The 22,055-nt window shown below is 66.7% G+C and carries 19 protein-coding genes and 1 pseudogene; 9 read left to right on the plus strand and 11 right to left on the minus strand.

Going from position 1 to position 22,055, the window contains the following annotated elements:
• Window positions 1–44 precede the first annotated feature (44 nt).
• The 3 genes from IG75_RS0123080 to IG75_RS39275 all read left to right on the plus strand — a co-directional run bounded on the left by IG75_RS0123080 (window position 45) and on the right by IG75_RS39275 (window position 3,308).
• Window positions 45–959, plus strand: a complete 915-nt coding sequence (locus IG75_RS0123080) for an ABC transporter ATP-binding protein (RefSeq protein ID WP_030523508.1) — start codon at window positions 45–47, stop codon at window positions 957–959.
• Window positions 956–2,626, plus strand: a complete 1,671-nt coding sequence (locus IG75_RS0123085) for an ABC transporter permease (RefSeq protein ID WP_245713279.1) — start codon at window positions 956–958, stop codon at window positions 2,624–2,626. Before IG75_RS0123080 ends, IG75_RS0123085 begins: the two co-directional genes overlap by 4 nt.
• Before the next feature lie 91 nt (window positions 2,627–2,717).
• Window positions 2,718–3,308 (plus strand): hypothetical protein, encoded by a 591-nt coding sequence (locus IG75_RS39275; RefSeq protein ID WP_156059094.1) that lies wholly within the window; start codon window positions 2,718–2,720, stop codon window positions 3,306–3,308.
• 567 nt (window positions 3,309–3,875) lie between these two features.
• On the opposite strand, the gene IG75_RS0123100 is transcribed toward IG75_RS39275, so the two are convergent.
• On the minus strand, window positions 3,876–5,318 hold the full coding sequence (locus IG75_RS0123100; protein ID WP_030523505.1) for a sodium/glutamate symporter: 1,443 nt from the start codon (window positions 5,316–5,318) through the stop codon (window positions 3,876–3,878).
• A 417-nt stretch (window positions 5,319–5,735) separates the two neighbouring features.
• On the opposite strand from IG75_RS0123100, the gene IG75_RS0123105 reads away from it, so the two are divergent.
• Window positions 5,736–6,632, plus strand: a complete 897-nt coding sequence (locus tag IG75_RS0123105; protein ID WP_030523504.1) for a hypothetical protein — start codon at window positions 5,736–5,738, stop codon at window positions 6,630–6,632.
• Between the two features lie 70 nt (window positions 6,633–6,702).
• On the opposite strand, the gene IG75_RS0123110 is transcribed toward IG75_RS0123105, so the two are convergent.
• Both IG75_RS0123110 and IG75_RS0123115 read right to left on the minus strand, forming a co-directional pair.
• Complete coding sequence (locus IG75_RS0123110; protein ID WP_030523503.1) at window positions 6,703–7,209, minus strand: nitroreductase family deazaflavin-dependent oxidoreductase; 507 nt, start codon at window positions 7,207–7,209, stop codon at window positions 6,703–6,705.
• Between the two features lie 41 nt (window positions 7,210–7,250).
• The gene (locus IG75_RS0123115; RefSeq protein WP_030523502.1) at window positions 7,251–7,883 is read right to left on the minus strand and encodes a TetR family transcriptional regulator; all 633 of its coding nucleotides are present in this window, start codon (window positions 7,881–7,883) and stop codon (window positions 7,251–7,253) included.
• Between the two features lie 1,204 nt (window positions 7,884–9,087).
• Between IG75_RS0123115 and IG75_RS40920 the strand changes: the two are divergent.
• Window positions 9,088–9,150 (plus strand): annotated as a pseudogene (locus IG75_RS40920) (transcriptional regulator); the annotation flags it as partial.
• A gap of 352 nt (window positions 9,151–9,502) precedes the next feature.
• Here the strand turns inward: IG75_RS40920 and IG75_RS0123125 are convergent.
• Window positions 9,503–10,480, minus strand: a complete 978-nt coding sequence (locus tag IG75_RS0123125) for a methyltransferase (RefSeq protein WP_036515096.1) — start codon at window positions 10,478–10,480, stop codon at window positions 9,503–9,505.
• Window positions 10,481–10,702: 222 nt separating this feature from the next.
• Between IG75_RS0123125 and IG75_RS0123130 the strand changes: the two genes are divergently transcribed.
• Window positions 10,703–11,407, plus strand: coding sequence for a flavodoxin family protein (locus tag IG75_RS0123130; protein WP_030523499.1), 705 nt, complete (start codon window positions 10,703–10,705; stop codon window positions 11,405–11,407).
• A 120-nt stretch (window positions 11,408–11,527) separates the two neighbouring features.
• Here IG75_RS0123130 and IG75_RS0123135 read toward each other — a convergent pair whose 3' ends face one another.
• The 5 genes from IG75_RS0123135 to IG75_RS0123160 form a co-directional block, all read right to left on the minus strand.
• Complete coding sequence (locus IG75_RS0123135) at window positions 11,528–11,758, minus strand: anti-sigma factor family protein (protein WP_030523498.1); 231 nt, start codon at window positions 11,756–11,758, stop codon at window positions 11,528–11,530.
• On the minus strand, window positions 11,755–12,411 hold the full coding sequence (locus IG75_RS0123140; protein WP_030523497.1) for an RNA polymerase sigma factor: 657 nt from the start codon (window positions 12,409–12,411) through the stop codon (window positions 11,755–11,757). The genes IG75_RS0123135 and IG75_RS0123140 overlap by 4 nt, the downstream gene beginning before the upstream one ends.
• 365 nt (window positions 12,412–12,776) lie before the next feature.
• Complete coding sequence (locus IG75_RS0123145) at window positions 12,777–13,556, minus strand: alpha/beta hydrolase family protein (protein WP_030523496.1); 780 nt, start codon at window positions 13,554–13,556, stop codon at window positions 12,777–12,779.
• Between the two features lie 99 nt (window positions 13,557–13,655).
• Window positions 13,656–15,137, minus strand: coding sequence for a hypothetical protein (locus tag IG75_RS37500; protein WP_051714850.1), 1,482 nt, complete (start codon window positions 15,135–15,137; stop codon window positions 13,656–13,658).
• The gene (locus IG75_RS0123160; protein ID WP_162183805.1) at window positions 15,130–16,845 is read right to left on the minus strand and encodes an NAD(P)/FAD-dependent oxidoreductase; all 1,716 of its coding nucleotides are present in this window, start codon (window positions 16,843–16,845) and stop codon (window positions 15,130–15,132) included. The genes IG75_RS37500 and IG75_RS0123160 overlap by 8 nt, the downstream gene beginning before the upstream one ends.
• 272 nt (window positions 16,846–17,117) lie before the next feature.
• Between IG75_RS0123160 and IG75_RS0123165 the strand changes: the two genes are divergently transcribed.
• Both IG75_RS0123165 and IG75_RS0123170 read left to right on the plus strand, forming a co-directional pair.
• Window positions 17,118–18,332 carry a molybdopterin-dependent oxidoreductase gene (locus tag IG75_RS0123165; RefSeq protein WP_081877080.1) on the plus strand — a complete coding sequence of 405 codons (1,215 nt, stop codon included), beginning with the start codon at window positions 17,118–17,120 and terminating at the stop codon, window positions 18,330–18,332.
• Complete coding sequence (locus IG75_RS0123170) at window positions 18,329–18,736, plus strand: hypothetical protein (RefSeq protein ID WP_030523493.1); 408 nt, start codon at window positions 18,329–18,331, stop codon at window positions 18,734–18,736. Before IG75_RS0123165 ends, IG75_RS0123170 begins: the two co-directional genes overlap by 4 nt.
• A gap of 244 nt (window positions 18,737–18,980) precedes the next feature.
• On the opposite strand, the gene IG75_RS0123175 is transcribed toward IG75_RS0123170, so the two are convergent.
• Both IG75_RS0123175 and IG75_RS0123180 read right to left on the minus strand, forming a co-directional pair.
• The gene (locus IG75_RS0123175; protein ID WP_030523492.1) at window positions 18,981–19,484 is read right to left on the minus strand and encodes a DM13 domain-containing protein; all 504 of its coding nucleotides are present in this window, start codon (window positions 19,482–19,484) and stop codon (window positions 18,981–18,983) included.
• A 136-nt stretch (window positions 19,485–19,620) separates the two neighbouring features.
• A complete protein-coding gene (locus IG75_RS0123180; RefSeq protein ID WP_036515001.1) occupies window positions 19,621–20,799 on the minus strand; it encodes an aminotransferase class I/II-fold pyridoxal phosphate-dependent enzyme in 1,179 nt (392 codons plus the stop codon).
• A 197-nt stretch (window positions 20,800–20,996) separates the two neighbouring features.
• On the opposite strand from IG75_RS0123180, the gene IG75_RS0123185 reads away from it, so the two are divergent.
• Complete coding sequence (locus IG75_RS0123185; protein ID WP_030523490.1) at window positions 20,997–22,055, plus strand: NAD-dependent epimerase/dehydratase family protein; 1,059 nt, start codon at window positions 20,997–20,999, stop codon at window positions 22,053–22,055.

A 22,055-nucleotide genomic window follows, 5' to 3' on the forward strand; every position in this document is an offset into this window, starting at 1 on the left:
TCAAACTATTCACACATTTGTGAAAGATATGTACGCTGAGGTGTATGGATACTGCCGTCGCAATCTCCGGGTTGCGTAAGACTTTTGGCCGCACCACCGCGCTCGACGGCCTGGACCTCGACGTCCGGCGCGGTGAGGTCCACGGCTTCCTCGGCCCGAACGGTGCCGGGAAGACCACTACCATCCGGGTCCTACTCGGACTCCTACGCCCCGACAGCGGCTCGGTCGAACTACTGGGCGGGGACCCCTGGCGGGACGCGGTCGCGTTGCACCGCCGCCTGGCCTACGTCCCCGGCGATGTGGAACTGTGGCCGAATCTCACAGGTGGCGAGGCGATCGACGTGTTCGCCCGGCTGCGCGGCACGGTAAACAAAAACCAGCGCGACGAGCTGATCGAACGCTTCGACCTGGACCCCACGAAGAAGGCCCGCACCTACTCCAAAGGCAACCGGCAGAAGGTCGCGCTGATCGCGGCACTGGCCTCGGACGCGGATCTGTTCCTGCTCGACGAACCCACCGCCGGACTCGACCCCCTGATGGAAGTGGTATTCCAGGACGTGGTCGCCGAGGTGAAGGCCCGCGGCGGCACAGTCCTGCTGTCCAGCCACATCCTCGCGCAAGTGGAGAAACTCGCCGACCGGGTGAGCATCATCCGCAGCGGACAGGTCGTGCAAACCGGCACCCTCACCGAACTCCGGCACCTGACCCGCACCACGGTCGAAGCCGTGACCGAACGCCCGATCGGCGACCTGAGCGCATTGACCGGCGTCCACAACGTGATCACCGAGGACGGCCGGGTCCGTTTCGATGTCGACACCGACGCACTCGACGCCGCGATCGCCGCGATCAGCCGCGCCGGGATCCGCGCGCTCACCAGCCACCCGCCCACACTCGAAGAGCTCATGCTGCGTCATTACGGCGACCAACTCGCCGCCGTCGGCAACGGAGCGGGGAAATGACGACCACGGCAACACATCCCGGCACGCCCGACGCGGCTCCGGTCGGCCCGCCACCGACCACGTGGCGTCACGCGCTGGCCGGTACCGGCGCCCTGGTGCGGCTCGATCTGCGACGGGACCGGATCAAGCTCCCCGCGTGGGTCCTCGGTATCGCCCTGATGAGCGTCTATTACGCCTCGGCGCTGCAGCAGGTCTACACAACTCCTGAAGACCTGCGTGCTGTCAGCCAGTTCAGCGAGGGGGTCGTCGGCGCGCTGATCTCGGGCCCCGGCTACGGCTTGACCGATCCCACCATCGAATCGGTGATCGTCGCCGTCTACGGCCTGTACTACCTGCTGCTGGCCGCGCTGATGAATATCCTGCTGATCTCCCGGCATACTCGCGTCGAGGAACAGACCGGACGTGCCGAACTCGTCCGTGCCAATGCAGTCGGGCGCCATGCCCAGCTCACTGCCGCACTCGTCATCGCGGTCATCGCGAACCTCGCAGTGACACTGCTGGTCGCCGGTTCGTACGCCACGGCCGGACTCGACACCTCCGATGCGCTGCTGTTCGGCGCCAGTGTCGGTGCGGCGGGGCTGGTCTTCGCCGCGATCACCGCGGTCGCCGTCCAGGTCACCGAATACTCCCGGGCCGCATCCGGACTCGCGGGCCTGGCGCTGGGCATCGCCTACGTCATCCGCGCCGCCGGTGATGCCATCCGGGAAGGCGGCAGCGCGTTGTCGTGGCTGTCGCCGCTGGCCTGGTCGCAGCAGACCCGCGCCTACGCCGACGGCCGCTGGTGGCCGTTGCTGCTTTCGGTGGCGCTGGTTCTGGTGGTCGCCGCGGTGGCCTACTTCCTGTCTTCGCGCCGCGACCTCGGTGCCGGGCTGGTACCGCCACGTCCCGGTCACCGGGAGGCGCCGGCCTGGCTGGCCACGCCGGTGGCGTTGGCCGCACGCCTGCAACGAGCCGGGCTCATCGGCTGGGCCTGCGCACTGATCGCGAGCGGAGCGCTCTACGGCGGGATCGGCAATACGATCGTCGATTCCTTCGATGACCTGCCCGACCAGGTCGTGGACGTCATGGGCGGCGACGCGAGCCGCATGCTCGACGGCTACCTCGGCACCATGGCCTTCTTCGACGCCCTGCTGGTCACCGTTTTCGCGATCCTCGCCGTGCAATCCCTGCGCACCGAGGAAACCACCGGCCGCACCGAACCGGTACTCGCCACCGCGACCGGCCGGATCGGCTGGTTCACCGGATATATCGGTGTCGCTGCCCTGGGTGCGCTGGCCCTGCTCGCCACGACGGGCCTGGCCTTCGGGATCGCGCTGGCGCTGTCGGTCGGCGACGCCGGCTACGTCGTCGACGGTGTTGTGTCCCACCTCGTGTTCGCGCCCGCGGTGCTGCTGATCCTCGCGATCGCCGCCCTGCTCTACGGTGTCCTCCCGCAAGCGATCGGCGCGACATGGGCGCTGTTCGGGTTCGCCCTGATCCTCGGGTTCTTCGGCCCGATCATGAACCTGCCACAGTGGATCCATGATCTGTCCCCGTTCCAGCACATCGCCCGCATCCCGATGGAAGAGCTCCGCTGGCCGGCGTTGATCGTGCTCACCGCGATCACGGCTGCTGCGTCGATCGTCGGCGCGTACCGCTTCCGGGAGCGCGACCTGGATACCGATTGATTCGTGAACGCACGCGGCGGCCTGCCACCGCGAAACACTCACCGCGCGACCTCGGACCGATACCAGCGCGGCCGAACATAGAGGGAAGTAGTTGACCGAACGCTCAACGCCGCTTCCGAACATGATCGCCTTCATCGCCCTATCGGTCGCGGGTGTGGAAGTCGCGCGAACCACGAAGGATGTGTTCGTGATGGCTGTCGTTCTGGTGGCATTGGCTGTGCTCGGCGCGGCAATGATCCGCCAGTTCCGGGAACGGCTGTCGTCAGGCTCTCGCGGCGACCGAACGCGCCGCTCGTTCGGAGGTCGAACTCGCCGCCCCCCGAACGAAGCGGCGATCGGCCGACAGCAACTGGTCGAGCGAGAACCCGGGGAGACCCATGAAGGCTTTCATCGTGAGCCTGATTTTCGGTGCCGGCGCTCTCTTCTGCACCTACCTGGCGTCTTTGGGCTTCCGCGGCCTGGCGACGAGTACGAGCAGGATCCGCCGCACTGCCTGGTCCGGATTCCTGCCCCACCCCGACCGCTCGTTCAGGATCTTTCCCGGAACCTGTCGTACAGGCCCCGCAGCAGCATTACCGGAAACAGAACAGCACAGATGATCGGGATCCCGCCGACGAGCAACAGGAATGCTCCCATGAACAAGCCGACAAGCAACGCCGACCCCCACCCGGCGCCAGCATAGGCCTGATCCCGGTCCGTCCCATCGAGCCAGTTCGACGGATCGGCCCGTACCAGCCTGGCCGGGAGCACACGTCCCTTCTCGCAAGGCCCCTCTGCGTGCACACGGATATCACGGAGAACCCGAGATTCCCCCTCCGGCATGAAATCACCGAAGCAGTAGGTAGTTCGGTGTCCACCACCCCGCCCACCCCCTTCGAAGACGCGCTCCGAGCGAGTGACCGTGGTGGTGCCACGCTCCCCGGCCCAGTCGAGACCGGCGGCCACCACCACGGCACTCCGGACCGGGATATCGGCGATGAGATGCCCGAAGAACCAAGCAACGGGCAGGCACAACAACCACATCACAAGCAGGGCACCACATCGCGATGCCCTCGGAAATACTTTCGGCGGTCCACCCACCTATTGTCGGCCACCGAGAAAAACCGGCATGACATCCGATTACGCGTACACAACGATCGGCATCACGAACTTCGATCGAACCCACGTCCGGCCTTCGGTACAGCCCAGAACCGAGTTCACCCCGGTGCGAGTGCCGCACCAGGGGTGAACTCGGTTCCCGCTCATCACGTCACGGTGCGGCTGGTGCCGGTTCCTCCGCCGCGGCGGCGACGGGGCGCCGGCCGAAGTACAGCAGCCCGGCGGCCAGCGCGCCGACGAACAGTGCGAGCATGCCCGCGAGCAGCCAGCCGACTCCGAAGTTGGCGATGATCGGGATCGCACCCGCGGTGACGAGACCGCCACCGAAGAACGGTTCCATGATCAGCTGCTTGTACCCGAACGCCTGATACGCGGGGGTTTTCAGGTCGGGGTCGACCACCCGCAGCAGGATCAGGCCGGTCGAGGTCACGCCCATGGCCTGCCCGACATCGGCGATACCGCGTTCGAACCAGAAGTCCGGCAGCATGCGCCGGGCCAGGAAGATGAACGCACCCGCTGTCCAGACCAGGCCGGTGATCGACAGCAGGATGAACGGGCCCATATTCGCCGCGATCGCCGTGAGCGACAGCGTGCCCAGGGCGGCGATGACCAGCACGTCGAGGCTGAAACCCTGCAGGCGTTCGATCATCTGCACATCGACGATCTCCTCACGATCGAACGCCTGGATCAGCCCCTGCACGATGATCCCGCCGATCATGGCGATCGGGAACAACGGCACATGCGCGAACAATTCGAAGCTGTCGGCCCACAACTTGTACTCCACCCACTGGATCCCCTCCAGCATCAGCCACCCGATCAGCACCGCTACCGCGAGCAACCCGAAGTGCAGGGTCAGCGGCTCGATCGAGGACGGGTTCACTGTCAAGGTCCCCGCGGAACGACGGCGCTCCTTTTCCACCAGGCCCGCGCGCTCGGCCACCGAAGGCTGTGCGTCCGAACGCAGTTCGGTGGTCTTACCGGTGCGCACACCCCAGTTGATCAACGCGATCCCGCAGATGATGCCGGACAGCACACCCACCGTGGCCAGACCCAATGCCAGGTCCTGGCCTTCGGGGAAGCCGAATTCCTCGAACGTGCCCGCCATGCCCGCGGCGGTGCCGTGCCCGCCCTCGAAACCGATCTCGATCAGCGTGCCCGCCATCGCCGGCAGACCGAACACCGGACCGAGCACCAGGATCGCCAGGAGCAGGCCGAACACGTACTGACCACTGGCCACCGTCATACCGAAGGTGATCTGTGGACCGGCCACCCGGAAAGCCTGCCGCGGAGAAGGCAGCTTGTGCCCCATCAACAGGCCCGCGAACACGAGCGAGATCAACAGTCCCGGCAGAGTTTTCCACACCTCGATGATCTCCGGCGTCAGCAGACCGGAGTCGGTGAAACTGTCGTTGCCGAACAGGGACGCGATGCGCCCGAACACATCCGGCCCGATCAACAGCGCGAGCGCACCGCCGATGATCGAACTGGGTATGAACAGTTTCTGCGCAAGCTTCCACTTCACTCGAATGATCTTCGCGATCAACATCAGCACGCCCAGCATCAGCAAGGCGAAGCCGATTACTTCTGGTGACATACTCACCTACTCCCGTCGTAGCGGTATCACAGACACCCGGCGACAACCGGTAGTGAATGCGACAAACACCCCAAAAATATGCCGTTAGATGACGGTACGATAGACGATGGTCCATCGATTCGTAAATTGTTCTCCCTCACGGGAATAGGCGGACGGTTCCGCAGCAACAACAGGTTCGAGTGGCAGCCGGAGTTGCAGTGGGGCGCCTTTTCCGGCACCTTTACCGATGGTGCGCCGGGAAGTCTGGTCGGCAGCCCGGCCCGAAGCGGGTCGGGTCTACTCGACCACGGGAGCACTCTTGCAGGGCGGCAATACCTTTCAGAACCCGGTTCCACCCGGCACGAATCGACACCACCTCGGCCGTTCGCGCTTCGAAGAGCCCGTCGGCGAACCAGCTCTCAATAGAACTTCGGCCCGATGGCCGATGAATTCGCATGCTGCGGTTCCAACCCCGGTGGAGATCCGTACATGACCTGCGCGACCGCGATGATGACTGCCGGTGCGGGCACAGCGGCGATCAGCGGTATCGCTGCGCTCGTCATCGCCATCGACAATTCCGCGCCCAGCGACCGCAGAGTCGCCATGACGTTGTGGGCCATGGTCACCGCAATCGCAGTGGCGACCCTCCTGGGCATCATGGCCGGGGTTCTCGGCCCGGCGACCATGGATCGATTACCGATATGCGCCCTGCTCGCGTTCGGCGCCGTGGGGGCCGGCGTCTGCGGTGGACTGATATTCGTCGCTCGCACTGTCGTCGACACCCGCCGACCCGCACCGCTACTGCCGTCGACCGCCCTCCTGGCCGACGACATTCGACCCGAGGCTCACAGCATCGACACACCCGACCATCCGCACCCCGGGCCCGGATGGTCGGCGTTGTCATTGCACCTGCGCTACGAGCTGGAAGTCCACACACCCGAGGAGCCGAACCCGACGACGGGAAGACCGAAACATCCACCGAGCCCGACGAGCCGGTGGCGAGCGAACAGCACCGGCGAGGTCGACATACCGGGTGAGCAGGCATGGGTACCCGCTCCCGGTGTGGCCATCGACGGTACCGCCGTCCAGGCGAGCTGGACTCGAATGTGGATTCAGCTCCTTCCCGGCATCCACCGGATCTATGCAACGGTGGGCGCACCCCGGACCGAGATCGGAGATTCGACGCGAGCCGATCCGACCACCGCCTCTCGCCGGGACACCGTGATCCTCCGCGAAGGCGAAACCCACGACCTCGAGTACGTAGCTCACATTCGGGTGGTGGTAGCCGGGCCGGAGGGTCAAGGATTGCCCTCCTACCGTGTGGAATTCGGATAACCGGGCACCTCCGAACCCGAGAGAACATCGCTACCGCGCCGGCCGTGGAGCCCCGAGTCCCGGATAGGACCTACTCCCGCGTGAGGCGGAGCCGGACCATCGGCAGGCCGGTGCCGCGTTCGTCGATCGGTGTACCGAGCGTGTTCTCAATCGCCGGTTTCATGGTTGCCCACGCACGGGGGTGCCTGGCCGCGTAATCGTGTAACGAGGCAGCGACCTCGTCCGGGCCGAGCACGCTCGCGCGCGCCTCGGCGGGCCCTCGACCGCCGAGCCAGACCCGGACCCGCGGATCGGCTCGCACGTTACGGAACCACTGCGCCCGGGTACCGAAACCCGAGACCACCACATACGAATCCGCATCGGGGCGATCGACGACCTCCAGGACCACATAGCGGCGAGCACCGGTCTTTCGCCCGATGTGTTCGAGCATCAGCGTTCGTGTCCCGAGCAGGAAACCGAGCCGTGCCCGATACAGCCGCACAGGTGCTCGCATCAAGCGGCGGGAGCGTAGCGCCCGAGACGCGATGCCGACGAGAGCGCCGGCGGCCGGAGCGGGAAGAGCGGAAGAATGATTCATGAGTACCTCGATCCTGTACGGCTGCGGTTGCTTGAAATCGGTCATTGATTTCGTTCGACGGCGCCCCCTCTCAACCCCGAGCGGTAGATAGACAACACTTCGGCACCCCACCGCCGCATACCATCCTCGGACCCGAGATCGATCCCGAGAACGGCGCCGAGGTGAGGACGCAAGGTCAAGACCGCGAGGTCGTTCACGAGCAGGAACGCGGCACGGATATCCGGATCGGTACCGGCATCGGCGAAGCCTCGCTCGACCATCCCGGCCAGCACTTCCCGACTGACCGCGTACAAACGTCGGAACAAAGCAGACCCGGCGGGCTCCCCGGCCAGCAGCATGCGCCCGAGGTACGCGGGAACCGGAGAATCGGCGGGCAGCCGCGCGATCACCTGCGCCGCCAGGCCCGAATCCGCGCCGGGCGCCCACGGGCCGGACGCGTCGGCCAACACCGTCTGCTGTAACAACGACTCGAACACCGCGGCGACATACTCGTCCACCGCCTCGCGCAGCCCGGCCTTGGCACCGTAATGCCGCATCACCAACGCCGGGGAAACCCCCGCAGCCGCCGCCACGGCGCGAACCGTCACGGCGTCGGGTCCACGCTCGGCGAACAGCCGCAAAGCCTCGTCTCTGATCCTGGCCCTCGCTGTACGATCATCCACATGTGAACGCATGTTCACTATAGTAAACATATGTTTACATCAGGTCCAGCGCGGGGCCTACCGCACTGCCGGACACGGAGGGTGCACGAGGCAGCGACCCGGCCTCGTCAACAATGGCCTCATGCTCGATGTGGCGGCCGGGGCGAAACATCCGGGACGTCCGGACATCGATGACCCGCAAACAGCGCGCCGACATCCGCTGCAGGAGGGCGAACATCCTCGATGCGTCAGCGCACCTCTTGAACGAGCTACTCACGGGAAGCGTCGGTCCCACCGCCACCGCTGCGGGCGACACCCGCCAGGCGGTGTGGTTTGACTTCCCATGGTCGGCCCCTCGGCCGTGCCCCTCTGCGAGAAAGTCGGCTCGGCCAGCGGTATCGGCGACCCGGACGGTGCCGCACGCCGGCACCTCATCAGCCGACGCAGGTGCCGATAGACCCGAATCGCGATACGGCACAGGACGCGATCAACCGTGGCACGACCGCCGTCCCTCGACGACGGCGGCAGCTCCATCTCAGCCATGCTGCAACCGGGGCGGTTGGTCAAGACCATTGCTATCGAATCCGCCGGTCCAGTCCCGGGGGACACCACGCATACGCAACCGCATCGATTTCGGCAAACAGGATCTAGGACCAAAACGGGGGGTAAACGCGGGGTTGGTCCAAAAGAAACAGGTCAGGCCCGGTACTAGACCGGGCCTGACCTGGGATTTTAGGTGGAGCTAAGGGGACTCGAACCCCTGACCCCCACAAAGAGGTTCATGAGACTGTTCGGTCTGGCAAGACATCGACGTTCGGCACCGACACCCACGATCACCCCGGCGATGGCAACGAGAACAGCCGCATCGTTCCACTGTGAAGGCGGCGAAATATATTCGTCCGCAACGAATTACATCGCACATCGAGGTAAGCGCCCCAGGACCGAACTGCACGGCCTCCCCGCCGAACTACCCCCAACGCACTCCACAACAGAGACTCGACCCTCGATGACCGGTCGTCAGAACGTCAAGTCAACCGGCGGCAACGCAGCATCCCGGACCGCTCCGCCCGAGAAGCTCCGTTACGTCCGTGCAGACGACCGAGCAGGGGGAATTCCATTCGACCGGTGACGCCCCTTCGGCTCCACGAGCAGTCCTGCCCCGGTAGGCACCCGACGCCGACGTCATATCGACGATGAAAGCGCGGGGTTATAGGGGGGCCGACTCGAGTCGGCGCCGCTGGCCCGCTTCGGGCACGCCCTGTCCGACCCGACCCGCACCCGGATCCTGTTGAGCCTGCGGAGCCGCTGGTGCGCTCAGGCGTGGTCGCGGTCCGGTGCGGATACCGTCGTCGCCATGAGTGCGGCAGGATTCGATGATCTCGAGTCCTTCATCGATCTCCCCTCAGGCCGCTCAGTGGATGGGTCCCTTCTCGCGTGGGCCCGGGACGAGGTAGCTGGTCTTCGACCACCTACTCCTCACCGCCCACCAGTATTCCTGAAGCTCTCACCATCTGGGGCATGCTCGAGTGCCGGACGGAGGAGCTCAGTCCCCTCCTCCGCCTCCGCCACCGCAGTCGTCTCCACTGCCCCCGGCGCCCCGTCCGTGCCGCTGCTGGCCTTTAGGAGCTGTCCGGTTGACAGCAGGGCGGTTGTCACGGCAGATGCGCCTCGAGGAACGAGTACTGGTCCGCTGTCGGGACGATCCGATCCAGCGTGAACCCGGCGGAGGCGAGCAGCGCCGCGAATTCGGTGGCGCTGCGCTCCTTGCCTCCGTTGATGGCCAGCATGATCAAATCGATCAGTTTGGTGGCGTGCGGTTCGTCGCCGGCGGGTACGACACCCTCGATCACCACGAGCCGGGCGCCGGACGTCGCGGCATTCTTGATGGAGTGCAGGATACGTACGCAGGATTCGTCGTCCCAGTCGTGCAGCACGGCGGCCAATACATACACATCGGCTTGCGGCACGGATTCGAAGAAGTCCCCGGAGACGACCGCGATCCGGTCGGTCAGCCCGGCCTCCGCGATCTTCTTCTGCGCACCCGGGACCACCTCGGGGAGATCGAACAGAACACCCCTGCGGGTGGGCTCGGATTCCAGCAGGCGAGCCAGGATGGTGCCGTCGGCCCCACCGATATCGGCAACGACGTCGCCGGCGGGGAGATGGTAGCCGTCGAACATCCGATCGCGTAGCCCGCTGGTGATCGCGGCCATCGCCCGATTCTGCAGTTCGGCCATCCCGGGGGTGGCAACAATCCAGTCGAAGAAATGTTGACCCAGATACCGCTGGGCGGCCGTTTCACCGGTTCGGACGGTGTGCAGCAGCTCGCCGAATGGATGGTAGTGCGTCTCCATCCAGTACAGGGCGATATCCCGGACCGAGCCCGGGCGTTCGGCGGACAAAGTCGCGCCGAGCGGCGTTGTCTCCACCGTATCGTCGCCCAGGTCATGGAAGACCCCGAGCGGCGCCAGACTCCGGACGAGCCGGCGCACCAGTTCGGGCCGTGCACCGCAGGTGGCGGCGAGTTCGTCGATGGTACGAGGCCCGTTGTCGAGTTGAGTGGCGATATCGAGTGCGGCCACCGCATACAGTGCCTGCGAGATCTGGAAACCACCGAGCAGCTGTATCATTGCCGCTCCCACAGGCGGTTGCTGTGGTGCGACGCTGCCGCCGGCCTCGCTCTCGGACATGCTATCCATCGGTTTCCTTCCAGTGGTATCGGTTCGACTCAGCTCAGTGGTCGATCACCGGTTCACCGTTACAACCCGCGACCCGAATCGTCCGGTGTAACCACCGTCGGTTACACCGGGTATCGGATGTAACGGTGAAACCGGTTCGCGGCACTGAGCGACATGACGGATTTCGACGACCTGCGAGCCGTGTTCATCAACTGCACCTTGAAGCGGTCCCCCGAACTCAGCAATACCCAGGGACTCATCGATGCGAGCGCCGCGATCATGGCGAAGAACGACGTGCAGGTCACGCAGGTCCGGGCCATCGACCACGAGATCGCCACGGGTGTCCAGCCCGATATGACGGCGCACGGCTGGGCTGTCGACGAGTGGCCGGAGCTACAACGTCAGGTGATGGACGCCCACATCCTGGTGCTGGCCGGACCGATCTGGCTGGGAGACAACAGTTCGGTGATGAAACGAGTCATCGAACGGTTGTACGGGAACTCGGGGCTGCTCAACGACCATGGTCAGTACGCCTACTACGGCCGTGTCGGTGGCTGCCTGCTCACTGGCAACGAGGACGGTGTCAAACATTGCGCGATGAACATCCTGTACAGCTTGCAGCACATCGGGTACACCATTGCGCCGCAGGCCGACGCGGGGTGGATCGGCGAAGCCGGACCGGGGCCGTCCTATCTGGACCCCGGTTCCGGCGGCCCGGGTAACGACTTCACCAACCGCAACACCACATTCATGACGTGGAACCTGATGCACCTCGCTCGTCTGCTGGCGGACAATGGCGGAATACCCGCCCGCGGAAACCAGCGCACCGAATGGGACGCGGGTTGTCGATTCGACTTCGAGAATCCTGAGTACCGCTGAACGGACCAGCAACCTTGTCGACGCTGCCACGCGTCTCGCCGGCGGCCGGCTGTGCCGCTACACCGTTCTGGGAACGACGCTGACCGATCACGAGCGACGCGGGCGGAATATCGCGTTCGATCAGCGAGACCAGTTCCGGAACGCGGTCAACAGGTCCGCACGCACATTCGCGGGCAGCGTCTCCGGTGGCGGTAACTCGCCGACGAGCGCGATGGTTTGCCGGAACTGCGCGATATAGGTTTCGCATCCGTCGCATTCGGCGAGGTGCGCAACGAAACGTTGCTCGGTGGCCGGGTCCAGCGCGCCGTCGAGGAATGCCGTGACCAGTTCGACCAACTCGTCACAGTTCACCGCCGCACCTCCCCGGTCGCTCCGAAATACTCCTCCAGTCTCGCACGCACGGCCGCCCGGGCACGATGCAGGATAACTCGCTGGTTGCCCGGCGAAATATCGAGCAACTCGCAGACCTCCTCGGAGGAATAGCCCTCGATATCGCGCAGCACGAGCAGGACCTGGCTCCGCTCCGGAAGTTCGGACAGCGACTCCCCGACCACGCGCAGGACCTCGGCACGCTCGGCGGAACTCTCCGGTTCCGACCACCGGTGCGGTTCCCGCCCGGCTCGCCAATGGCCAGGGTAGGGATCGTCCTCCGCACGAAACCGGCCGGGCTCGACAGTCGGCCCCTCGTCCGGACCTACCAAACTGCCGAAGGGGATCGTGCGACGCTCACGAATACCCCGTTTTTTGGCGGTGTTCACCAGAATCCTGAACACCCAGGTTTTCAGCGACGAGCGGCCTTCGAACCCGTCGATGCCGCGAATCACCGCGACCCAGACGTCCTGCACGACTTCCTCGGCCGAAGCATTGGTGGACACGAAGGACCGCGCCAACCGCAACATCGCCGGCGACCATTGGTCCAGAATCGTTTCGAACGCCGTTTCGTCGCCCCTGCGGAGCCGGTCCGCCAGATCACCCTCCGGTGTGACGAGGCTGTCGCGACCCACCTGTTCTCCTCGATACGCACCGTTTCGAGCCTGTCGATACCCCACCCGTCACCGAATGTCTCATCGGAACAGTTCGGGGGTCCGGCAGGGCACACTGTCCGGACCCGGCGGTCGGCGCCGAGTTCGGGTGCATACACAGCCCAGGGTTCCGGAGTCACGTCGCGCACCCGACTCCGGGAGGTTACCAGGGGGTCATACCGCGCGCTCGTCGCCGACTTCCGGTACGGCGTTCTGGGCGGCAGGGGGCCAAGCGATGACGAGCAGAACGGGATTCGCGCGCAGACCACAGGTCCGGACTCGTCACCGGCGCCCTGATCGGGGCGGCATCAGTTGCCGTGCACCACGACCTTCCCGACCGGTTCGGGTCATGCGGACGGTAGATCGGCGGCGATATACCGCCCGGCCCACGTCGCGAGGATCTGCGCACAGTACGTGGCGTCGGCGCGATCGGTGAGCAGGTGGTCGGCGCCGTCGAGGCATACGAACGACTTCGGGTGGGCGGCGCTGTCGTAGATTTGCCGGGCATTGTCCACGCCGACGATGCTGTCCTGCGGCGAGTGCAGGATCAGCAGCGCACGGCGCAATCGTGCGATACGGGCCGGCTGGTTCTGCTGACGCAGATCTTCGACGAATTCCCGGCGTATCCGGATTTCCCGGCCACCCACCGAGACCATCGATTCACCGAGGACCTCGATCACCTCCGATTCAGCGCTGAACAGGTGCTCGATATGGCGAGGTTCAGCGGGCGCTCCGATCGTGGCGACCGCCCTGACCTCCGGAATCAGGCCCGCACCCGCGAGAACGGCCGCACCACCGAGCGAATGCCCGATCAGTAGGTCGGGAGGCGCCAGGACCGTGCGCAGATGCGCTGCGGCGCAGACGAGATCGCCGATATCGGTGCCGAAGGTCGTATCGGCGAAATCTCCGCCGGAGGCGCCGATACCAGTGCAATCGAAACGCAGTACAGCGATCTGGCGATGGACGAGTGCGCGCGCAATACTGATCGCGGCCGCCGCGTTCTTACCGCAGGTGAAGCAGTGCGCAAACAGTGCCACCGCCCTCGGCTCTCCCGTTTCGGGAAGGTCCAGCAGCCCGGCGAGCCTGGTACCGGTGGCGCCGTCGAAGAACACGCGTTCGCGGTTCACCGCGCGCCGGCCACTGTAGTCGACCCCGAATTCATAGCGACCAGTGCCGATGCGGGGCCCGATCGTTACACCTCGGCGCCGACCGCCGCGGCTGGGCGGTCATGCGACGAAGACCGGGATCAGCGCTACCTGGAAGGCGATCAGGCTCCACAACGCCGGTGCGGTGCCGAGCACCTGCTCGTACCTGGCCAGTACCCGTTCCCGGGCCGTCCGGCTGCGGGTGAGATACCAAGGGGCAACACGCTGCTCCAAGCGCTGATAGACGATACCGAGGACCGCCCCGTACGCCACGTGCCCGATCAGTGAGGGAAAGGATGCAGCGAGTGCGGGCGCCGACCAATCCGGTGCCGAGCCGAGCAGCAGCGGCAGCAGGGTGAGGTTGCCGAGCACCCACCACAGGAACCCGTACGAGGCGCCCCAACCGATGCCCGAGGCGGCGTCGAAGCTGCAACCGCGGAAGAAGATCGCGTAGGTGATGCCGATGAAAACCGAGATCATCACGTGCACGATGAACCCGACGAATGCCGAACCCGATTCCACCAGGGCGGCCACCCGCGGCAAGAAGCCCACCGCCACCATCACCCCGGTGAAGACGACGCCGCCCGCCGTACCGGCAACGATCCCGTGCAGAACTGGGAGGATACCGCCGGTGGTCAGGCGGCCTGCCTGCTCGGCCCGCACATCGTCGGCCCGTATCCGGCGCACGATTCCTTCGATCGCACCGAGCACCGCCGCGGTGCCGGCACCGAGCAGCAGATAACCGGGCAGCGTGGACATCGCCGCACGTGCCGCGGAGATCGACCAGTCCAGCCGGTCGCCCGCGCGGAGTGAGTGCAGGGTCAGGCCGGCGGTGATCCACCAGACGAATCCGTACCCCACGCCGCGGATCAGCGCGGGGCCGGTGCTCTCCGGCCGGGCGCCGAACAGCAGCGCATACCCCGCGCCTGCGAACGACCCGACGATCACCGACGTGTAGCCGGACTCCCGCATCGACGGAAAGACGGCGGCCAGGACCGCACCGACGATCATCCCGGCCGTCACCGCCGCTACCAGCGTGCGGGTTTCCACGGTGCGTGGTGGCGCATCGGCGATCCGGCGCGCCACCAACGCGAACACGGCCGCGGTGACCGATCCGTACAGCAGATGGCCGACGAGGCTCGGGAGCAGTTGCTGTGCGTCCAGGATCGTCCAGCGCACCGGCTCACCGAGCACCAGAGGAAGGATGGTGAGCGGCCCGGCGAGCCACCACACGGCCCCGTAGATCAGTCCCCAGAACAGCAGTTCGCTCGGGGCAGTCCGCTGCCGCAGCACCAGGAGACCGAAACCCGCGCCGATGATCGCCGCGATCACCAGGTGCACCAGGAAGCCGACGATCGGCGAATCGGCGCGCACGATGGCGGCGACGGTAGGCAGAAAACCGATCGAGATCATCACCGCACCGAAGGCGAGTCCACCGGCGAGACCGGCGAGTGCGCCGACGCCTGCGCCGGTCCGCGCGCCGAGTTCCGCGCCCCGGACACCGGCCGGTGTGTCGATGCTGTTCGTGGTCTCGGTGGCGGGCAACAGGGCCGGGTCAGACATGGTGATCCTTTGTCGTGGCCGGGACCGTCGCGGTGCCCGACGAAGTGAGCGCGATATCCCTCGGGAAACCCAGATCCAGCAGCCAGTCCGCGAGTACACGCAGCCGCTTCTCCGTGCCGGGCAGTTTGCTCAAATAGACGGCCCGCCACAGAACCCAGCCGGCCAGTCCCGATACCGGCCGACCCCACACCAGGCCGGCCGCCCGCCGGTGTCCCAGCGAGACGAGCACCCCAAGCCCGCCGAAGCGGAACGGCCGGGGCCGGCCGCCGGTGATCGCGGCGGCCACATTGTCCGCCACGACCTTCCCCTCTCGGATCGCGTGCTGTGCCGTGGGCGGATGAAAGGCGCCGGGGTCCCCGGTGTCCGGAATGCGCGCGCAGTCACCGATCGCCCAGACACCGTCCAGTTCGGGCACCCGCAGGTACTCGTCCACGGCCAGCGGCCCGGTCCGGCCGGCGACGATACTGCCGAGTAGCGGGTTGGGCCGGTTACCGGCCGTCCACGCGAGGGTGCCGGTGGCGACCACCCCGTCGTCGGACAACCGGACACTGCCGGCATCCGCGCCGGTGACCCGGACGCCGAGCCGGAATTCGATTCCGCGCCGGGCGAGCGTGTACCGGGCGTAATCACCGAGTTCCGCGGGCAGTTCCGGTAGCAACCGATCACCCGAATGCGCGAGCATGAAGCGCGGAGACAGATCGTGCAGGCGCGGATAATAGTGGAGCACGTCGTGCACCAGGTCATACAGTTCGGCGATCAGTTCGGTGCCGGCGAAACCGCCACCGGCCACGACGAAGGTCAGCAGCCGCTGCTGCTCGACGGCATCCGGTTCCCGATCCGCCTGCTCCAGCGCGGCGAGCACATGGTCGCGCAGCCGGTTGGCATCGTCGATGGATTTCATCGCGAAGGCGTGTTCGGCGACGCCCGGGAGATCGAAGAAATGGGCCACCCCGCCGACAGCGAGGATCAGTGCGTCGTAGGGCACCTGCCGCCTTCCGCGATTACCGGCGGCGACCTCCAGCGTGCGGGCAGTGGTATCCACCGACTCGACCCGCCCGTGCAGGAAAGTCGCGTGCCGCAGGGCGGCGCGCACCGGCGCGCTGACGTGCCGGGCTTCGAGCGCGCTGGAGGCGACACCCACCAGCAGCGGCGTGAACAATAGGAAGTTGGATTCGCTGATCACCGTCACCTCGGCCCGGAGGCCGCGGGCCAGCAGAGCGTCCAGCCGCCGGCCTGCACCGAGACCGCCGAAACCGCCTCCGACCACCACGATATGAGGCCGCCGGGGGGCCGTTTCGGCGGTGCGTGACCGTCGGCGCAGCAGTGCGGTCGCCCGGAACAGCACGATCCCCGCCACCGCGCCCAGCAGGGTGGCACGGATCAGGTCGTCGAAGGTAGCCGCCGCGTCACCGCTGGACCAGCGAGGGATCGTGCCCGCCAGTAACGGCACTGCGGTCAGCTGCCACCCGGCCCAGTCCAGTAGACCGGCCAGCACGCCGACCGCGAAAGAGGACCCGAGGCTCTGCCGATGGGCCCCCGTCAGGAGGCCGAGGATTGCCCCCAGCACCACCGCATGCACCGTCCAGGACAACCAGCCCTGTTCTGCCGCCGCGGCCGGGACCGCGACGAGTACACCGGCGACCGCACCGCTCACTGCGCCCGCGACCAGCCGGCCGGGCGGCGTGAGCGCACCGGCCGGTGTCGTCATCACCGGCATCATCGCGAACAACGCATCCAGGACAGGCGAGCGGTCGACGGCGCCACCGCTCGCCGGACGCGCGAGACATCCGTCCATCTCCGGTGAGTTTTCCTGGGGCGCGAGGTCGTGAGGTGGGTCATGACTTGTGCTTCCTTCGAGGTTCCGGGATCGGGTTCGCCGCGGCACGTAACGAATCGGCCGGGTGCGGGGTCGATATGGGCAGTTGCCGACCAGTGGTGCCGATCGGCCACCGCGTTACACCCCAGGAATGGAGCAGTCCGATGAAAGAGCCCGACCGCGCCGCGCCCGCGGCCGAACCGCCGGTGGAGCGGGAACAGAGCTCGCCCGAGCCCGGTCTGCTGTTACCCCGCGTCGTCACCGACCGGATCTCGCCCGCGCGTTCGGCGGCCGTGGCGTCCCGGGTGGGTATCGCGCTGGGTGTCGCCGTCGCGATCTGTTTCCTCACCGGGTTGATCAGTCATTGGGTGCAGCACCCACCGGCGTGGTTCTGGTGGCCGGCCAACCCGGTGTGGTTGTATCGGCTCACGCAGGGGGCGCATGTGGTGTCGGGTGTGGTGGCGATTCCCCTGCTGCTGGTGAAGCTGTGGGCGGTGTTTCCCAGACTGTTCGCGCGTCCCCTCATCGGAAACCCGCTGCACCTGCTCGAACGCGGTTCCATCGCCGTACTCGTGGGTTCGATGATCTTCCAGCTGATCACCGGCCTTTTCAACACGGCCCAGTTCTATCCCTGGAAGTTCTTCTTCACCACCACCCACTACGCCATGGCCTTCGTCTCCGTCGGCGCGCTCGCGGTCCATCTCGCAGTCAAGCTTCCGGTGGTACGCGCCGCGCTGGCCCGGCCGGACTCCGGAAGCGAGAAGCCGCCGCCGGACGAGGCCGGTATCGCCGCCCGCCGCAGCGTGCTGGTCGCGGCCGGCGCCGCGGCCGTCGTCGCCGGAGTCGCCATAGCCGGGCAATCGGTGCCGCTACTACGCCGTATCTCGGTCCTCGCACCGCGCAGTGGTGAAGGGCCACAGGGGCTTCCGGTGAATCGCACGGCGAATCAGGCGGGCGTGCTGGAGCTGGCACAGGATGCCGGATACCGCCTGGAGGTCATTGTGGGCGACCGGACACGCCGATTCACCTACGCCGAGCTGGTGGCACTGCCTCAGACCGAAGCCGAGGTTCCGCTGGCATGTGTGGAGGGCTGGAGCGTCTCGGCGCAGTGGTCCGGTATCCGGGTGCGCGATCTACTCGCCGCGGTGGGCGACTACCGCGGCGGCGATGTCGAATTCCGTTCGCTCGAGCCCAGCGGAATCTACAACCGGTCCCTGCTCCCCCAGACCCATGTGGTCGATGCGTCGACGCTGGTGGCACTGCGGCTCAACGGCGAGGAACTCGACCTCGACCACGGTTATCCGTGCCGGCTGATCGCACCGACGCGACCCGGCGTACTCCAGACCAAATGGCTCTCGGCGATCGAGGTGCGGGCATGACGGCCACACGAGTACTGCTCCTACTCGGCGGAATCTGGCTCGGCTGGTACGGGATCACCCTGGTGCTGGAGCTGGGACCGGCCGACCAGATCTCGCTGGCCTGGTGGTTCGCCGGTGGAATCCTGCTGCACGACGCGGTGATCGCACCGTTGTGTGCCGGCCTCGGCTTGGCCGCCCGGCGTATCCTCCCCGCGAACTGGTGGGCGCCGGCCACCGTCGGCGCAGTCTGCACGCTCACGCTGGCCGTACTCGCAATACCCGTGGTGGGACGTGCGGGCGCGAACCCGGCGAACCCCACCGTCCTCGACCGCGATTTCGGGACCGGCCTGCTGGTGGCGATCAGCGTCGTATGGGCACTGGTAGCCCTGGATATCGGCCGGCGGTGGTACCGCGCGCGCCGGTGACCGCGGGCCGATCGCGGTCCGTCGGGGGCAGCCACGCACCGGCGGTTCGATCATCGCGGGCCGACCTCGTAACGCTTCGGGCCGGGATCGACACAGTGCTCGGTCGCCCGGCTCGTATCGGCCGCAGTGCGACGCGATGGCGGTAAGACACCGTGCCGGTCGGCACAGTTACCACCGCGGTTGCCGGGACCGTCGGACGAACTACCCCTCATCAGTTCGCCCGGCGGTCACCGGGCCACCCGTCTCAGGCGGGATCGAGCGCGGCGGCGCCGAACGAGACGCTGAAACGCTCACACCAGACAGTCACCGTGCGCAGAATCGTCAGATCGGCCTCGGCGGGCACGACGTAGTTCTGATTGCCCTCGTTGCCCTTCAACGCGCCGAGATCGACATATTCGCCGTCGTCGAGATTGCGGCCCAGTCCTGGCTGCACCGGCTGATCGCTGAGCCACACGCGCAGGGCGGGACCATCCGAGGTGCGCAGATCGGTGAGCCGCAGTACGACCTCGCCGTCGGGCAGTTCCTGGAGTGTAACCGCCCCCGAGGTCGAATGCTCCTGCGAGATAAATGATCCCGCGGCGATCGTACGTACCGTGCCCTCGTCGGGGGCGACGATCGCGGCTTCGTCGACGCGGACGTTCGTGAACACCCGCCAGGGCTGGAACAGGTAGAGGCCGACCGCCAGGATGACGGCCAGACCCAGCACGAGCACCGAGAGGACACGGCGCCGGGCAGGAGTGAAGGCCATGAGTTCTTCCGTTCTGTGAACGATTCGGCACGCGTCTCGTCGCGGATACGTGCCATGGGCCCAGTGGATCGGACAGTGCGACTCGTTACACGGCCCGTAATCAGCGTCCGGAAATCTCAGCTGCGCGCGAGGCGGATCACGACCGCACGACCCGCGACGCAGATGCGCCGGGTGGTATCGGCCCGACCGTGTCCGCGATATTCCGGCAAGCGCCTATGATGCGGTCTACCTGTGCATCGGTCAGAGCCGCGTGGAGCGTGAAACGGATCAGGGTGGCCGCGTCGGGAGTCGCGGGCGGCCAGAAGAGGGAACCGAACACGCCGTGCTCCTCCAAGCGGTCGCGGACCGCGATCGCCTGCGACGCCGGACCGGTCGGCAGCGATATGAGATGACCGGCGCCGCCCGACAGCTCGAAACCCATTGCGTTCAAGGCTGTTCGGATACGCATCCCCACCTGCCGTAGCTGCGCCCGCTGCGGCGCGGCCTCGGTGATCACCGCGAGCGTCGCGGTGAGCGCGGCGATATCGGTGTCGCGCAAAGGTGAGGAGAACACCGCAGGTGCCGCCTCCATCCGGAAATAGTCGGCGAAACCGGGATCGTTGGTGAAGATGATTCCCGCGCGGCCGGCGAATGCCTTGGCCAGGCTCGCGGTACGAAACGCCACCCGGTCGGCGAGACCGAGCGCCACCACCGGGCCCGCCCCATCCGGGCCCGTAACACCCAGCGCATGCGATTCGTCCACGACCAGCAGGCCACCGGACTGCTCGGCCACGGCGCACAACGACGCCAGCTCGGCCCGGCTGCCCGCGGTGCTGTCGATCGCGTCCACGGCGATGATGCCCGGGCCGTGCGCGGCGATCAGCGCGCGCAGATCGCCGAGTGCATTGTGCCCGAACGAAAAAAGCGGCGCGTCCGCTGCCCGCGCTCCATAATGCAGCGACCTATGGGCTCGGGCATCGACATAAACGGGTGTTTCCTGGTCGGCGATCGTTTGCAGCAGGCCGATATTGGCCTCCCATCCCGATTGGCACAACACCGCGGCCCGCGTGCGCGCATATGCCGCCAGCGCCGCTTCCAGTTCAGCGCGCGCCCGGTGGTCGTGTCCCGGTGCAGGGGCGAGCACTGCCGCGCACACCGCCGCGGCGATCCGCGGATCCCGGCCGAGTGCCAGATAATCATTGCTGTTCAGAACGATATCGCCGGAACCAGGTGACCGACTGTGCAGCGGATAACGACCGTCCCATTCGCGCTCCAGGCGTTCGCCCTGGAACCGCTCGACACGGTGCCGAACACGCTCGGCAACGGTTGCCGACATTCCGGCCTCCCTGTATTTCGTTCGTTTTCGGCGGTGCGTTCCCAGCATTCCGTACAAAGCTGTTCCGAGGAACCGCGCAAATGTGACGAAACATTGACGTCGGCGGGCGCGCAGCAATTGTGACGGAATTCTTACGGATTGATTCGGGACCCGCGATCGGCTGGGAATTCCGGAGACCGGGCACCAGACTCGACGGCATGCGAGTGCTGTTGACCGGTGCGGCCGGTTTCATCGGATCCCACGTCCGGCGTGCCCTGCAGGACGCCGGACACGAAGTGGTCGCGATCGATCTGATGCTCACCGCCGCACACGGCGCGGCGCCGACCCCACCGGACGGTGTCGAGCGGGTCGACGTGCGCGATCTGGACGCCCTCGATGCCCGGCTCGCCGGCATCGACGTGGTGAACCATCAGGCCGCCGTGGTCGGTGCCGGGGTGAGCGCGCAGGATGCGCCGGCCTACGCCAGCCATAACGATCTCGGCACCGCGGTACTGCTGGCCGCGATGGCACGCGCGGGCTGCCGGCGGCTGGTGCTCGCGTCCTCGATGGTGGTGTACGGCGAAGGTCGCTACCGTGCCGGAGGTGCGACAGCCCGGGACCCGTTACCGCGCAGCAGGGCCGACCTCGATCGTGGTTTCTTCGAGCACCGCGATCCCGGTTCGGGCGAGCCCCTCGACTGGGAACCGGTCGGCGAAGATACGCCCGTGCGTCCGCGCAGTATCTACGCGGCGAGCAAGGTCGCGCAGGAGCACTATGCCGCGGCCTGGGCCACCGCCACCGATTCGACAGTCACCGCCCTGCGCTATCACAACGTGTACGGCGACGGCATGCCGAGGAATACTCCGTATTCCGGTGTCGCGGCGCTTTTCCGCTCGGCACTCGAGGCGGGCGTCGCGCCGCGCGTCTTCGAAGACGGCGCGCAGATGCGTGATTTCGTGCATGTCCGAGATATCGCCGCGGCCAATCTCGCCGCCGCCGAACGGCCGATGCAAGGATTCGTCGCATTGAATATCGCCTCGGGCCGGCCGATCACCATCGGCGAGGTCGCCGCCCTGCTCGCCGCTGCGCACGGCGGTCCCGATCCGGTCGTCACCGGCGAATACCGGCCCGGCGATGTCCGCCATATCGTCGCCGGCCCGGTACGCGCTCGGCAACTGCTGGGTTTCACCGCCGAGGTCGGACCCGAATCCGGATTGGCCGAATTCGCCCATGCGCCGCTGCGTGCCACCGCCGGTGCGGGAACACCGACGTGGTGA

Source organism: Nocardia rhamnosiphila NBRC 108938, from assembly GCF_000720425.1.
Classification (GTDB): domain Bacteria; phylum Actinomycetota; class Actinomycetes; order Mycobacteriales; family Mycobacteriaceae; genus Nocardia; species Nocardia rhamnosiphila.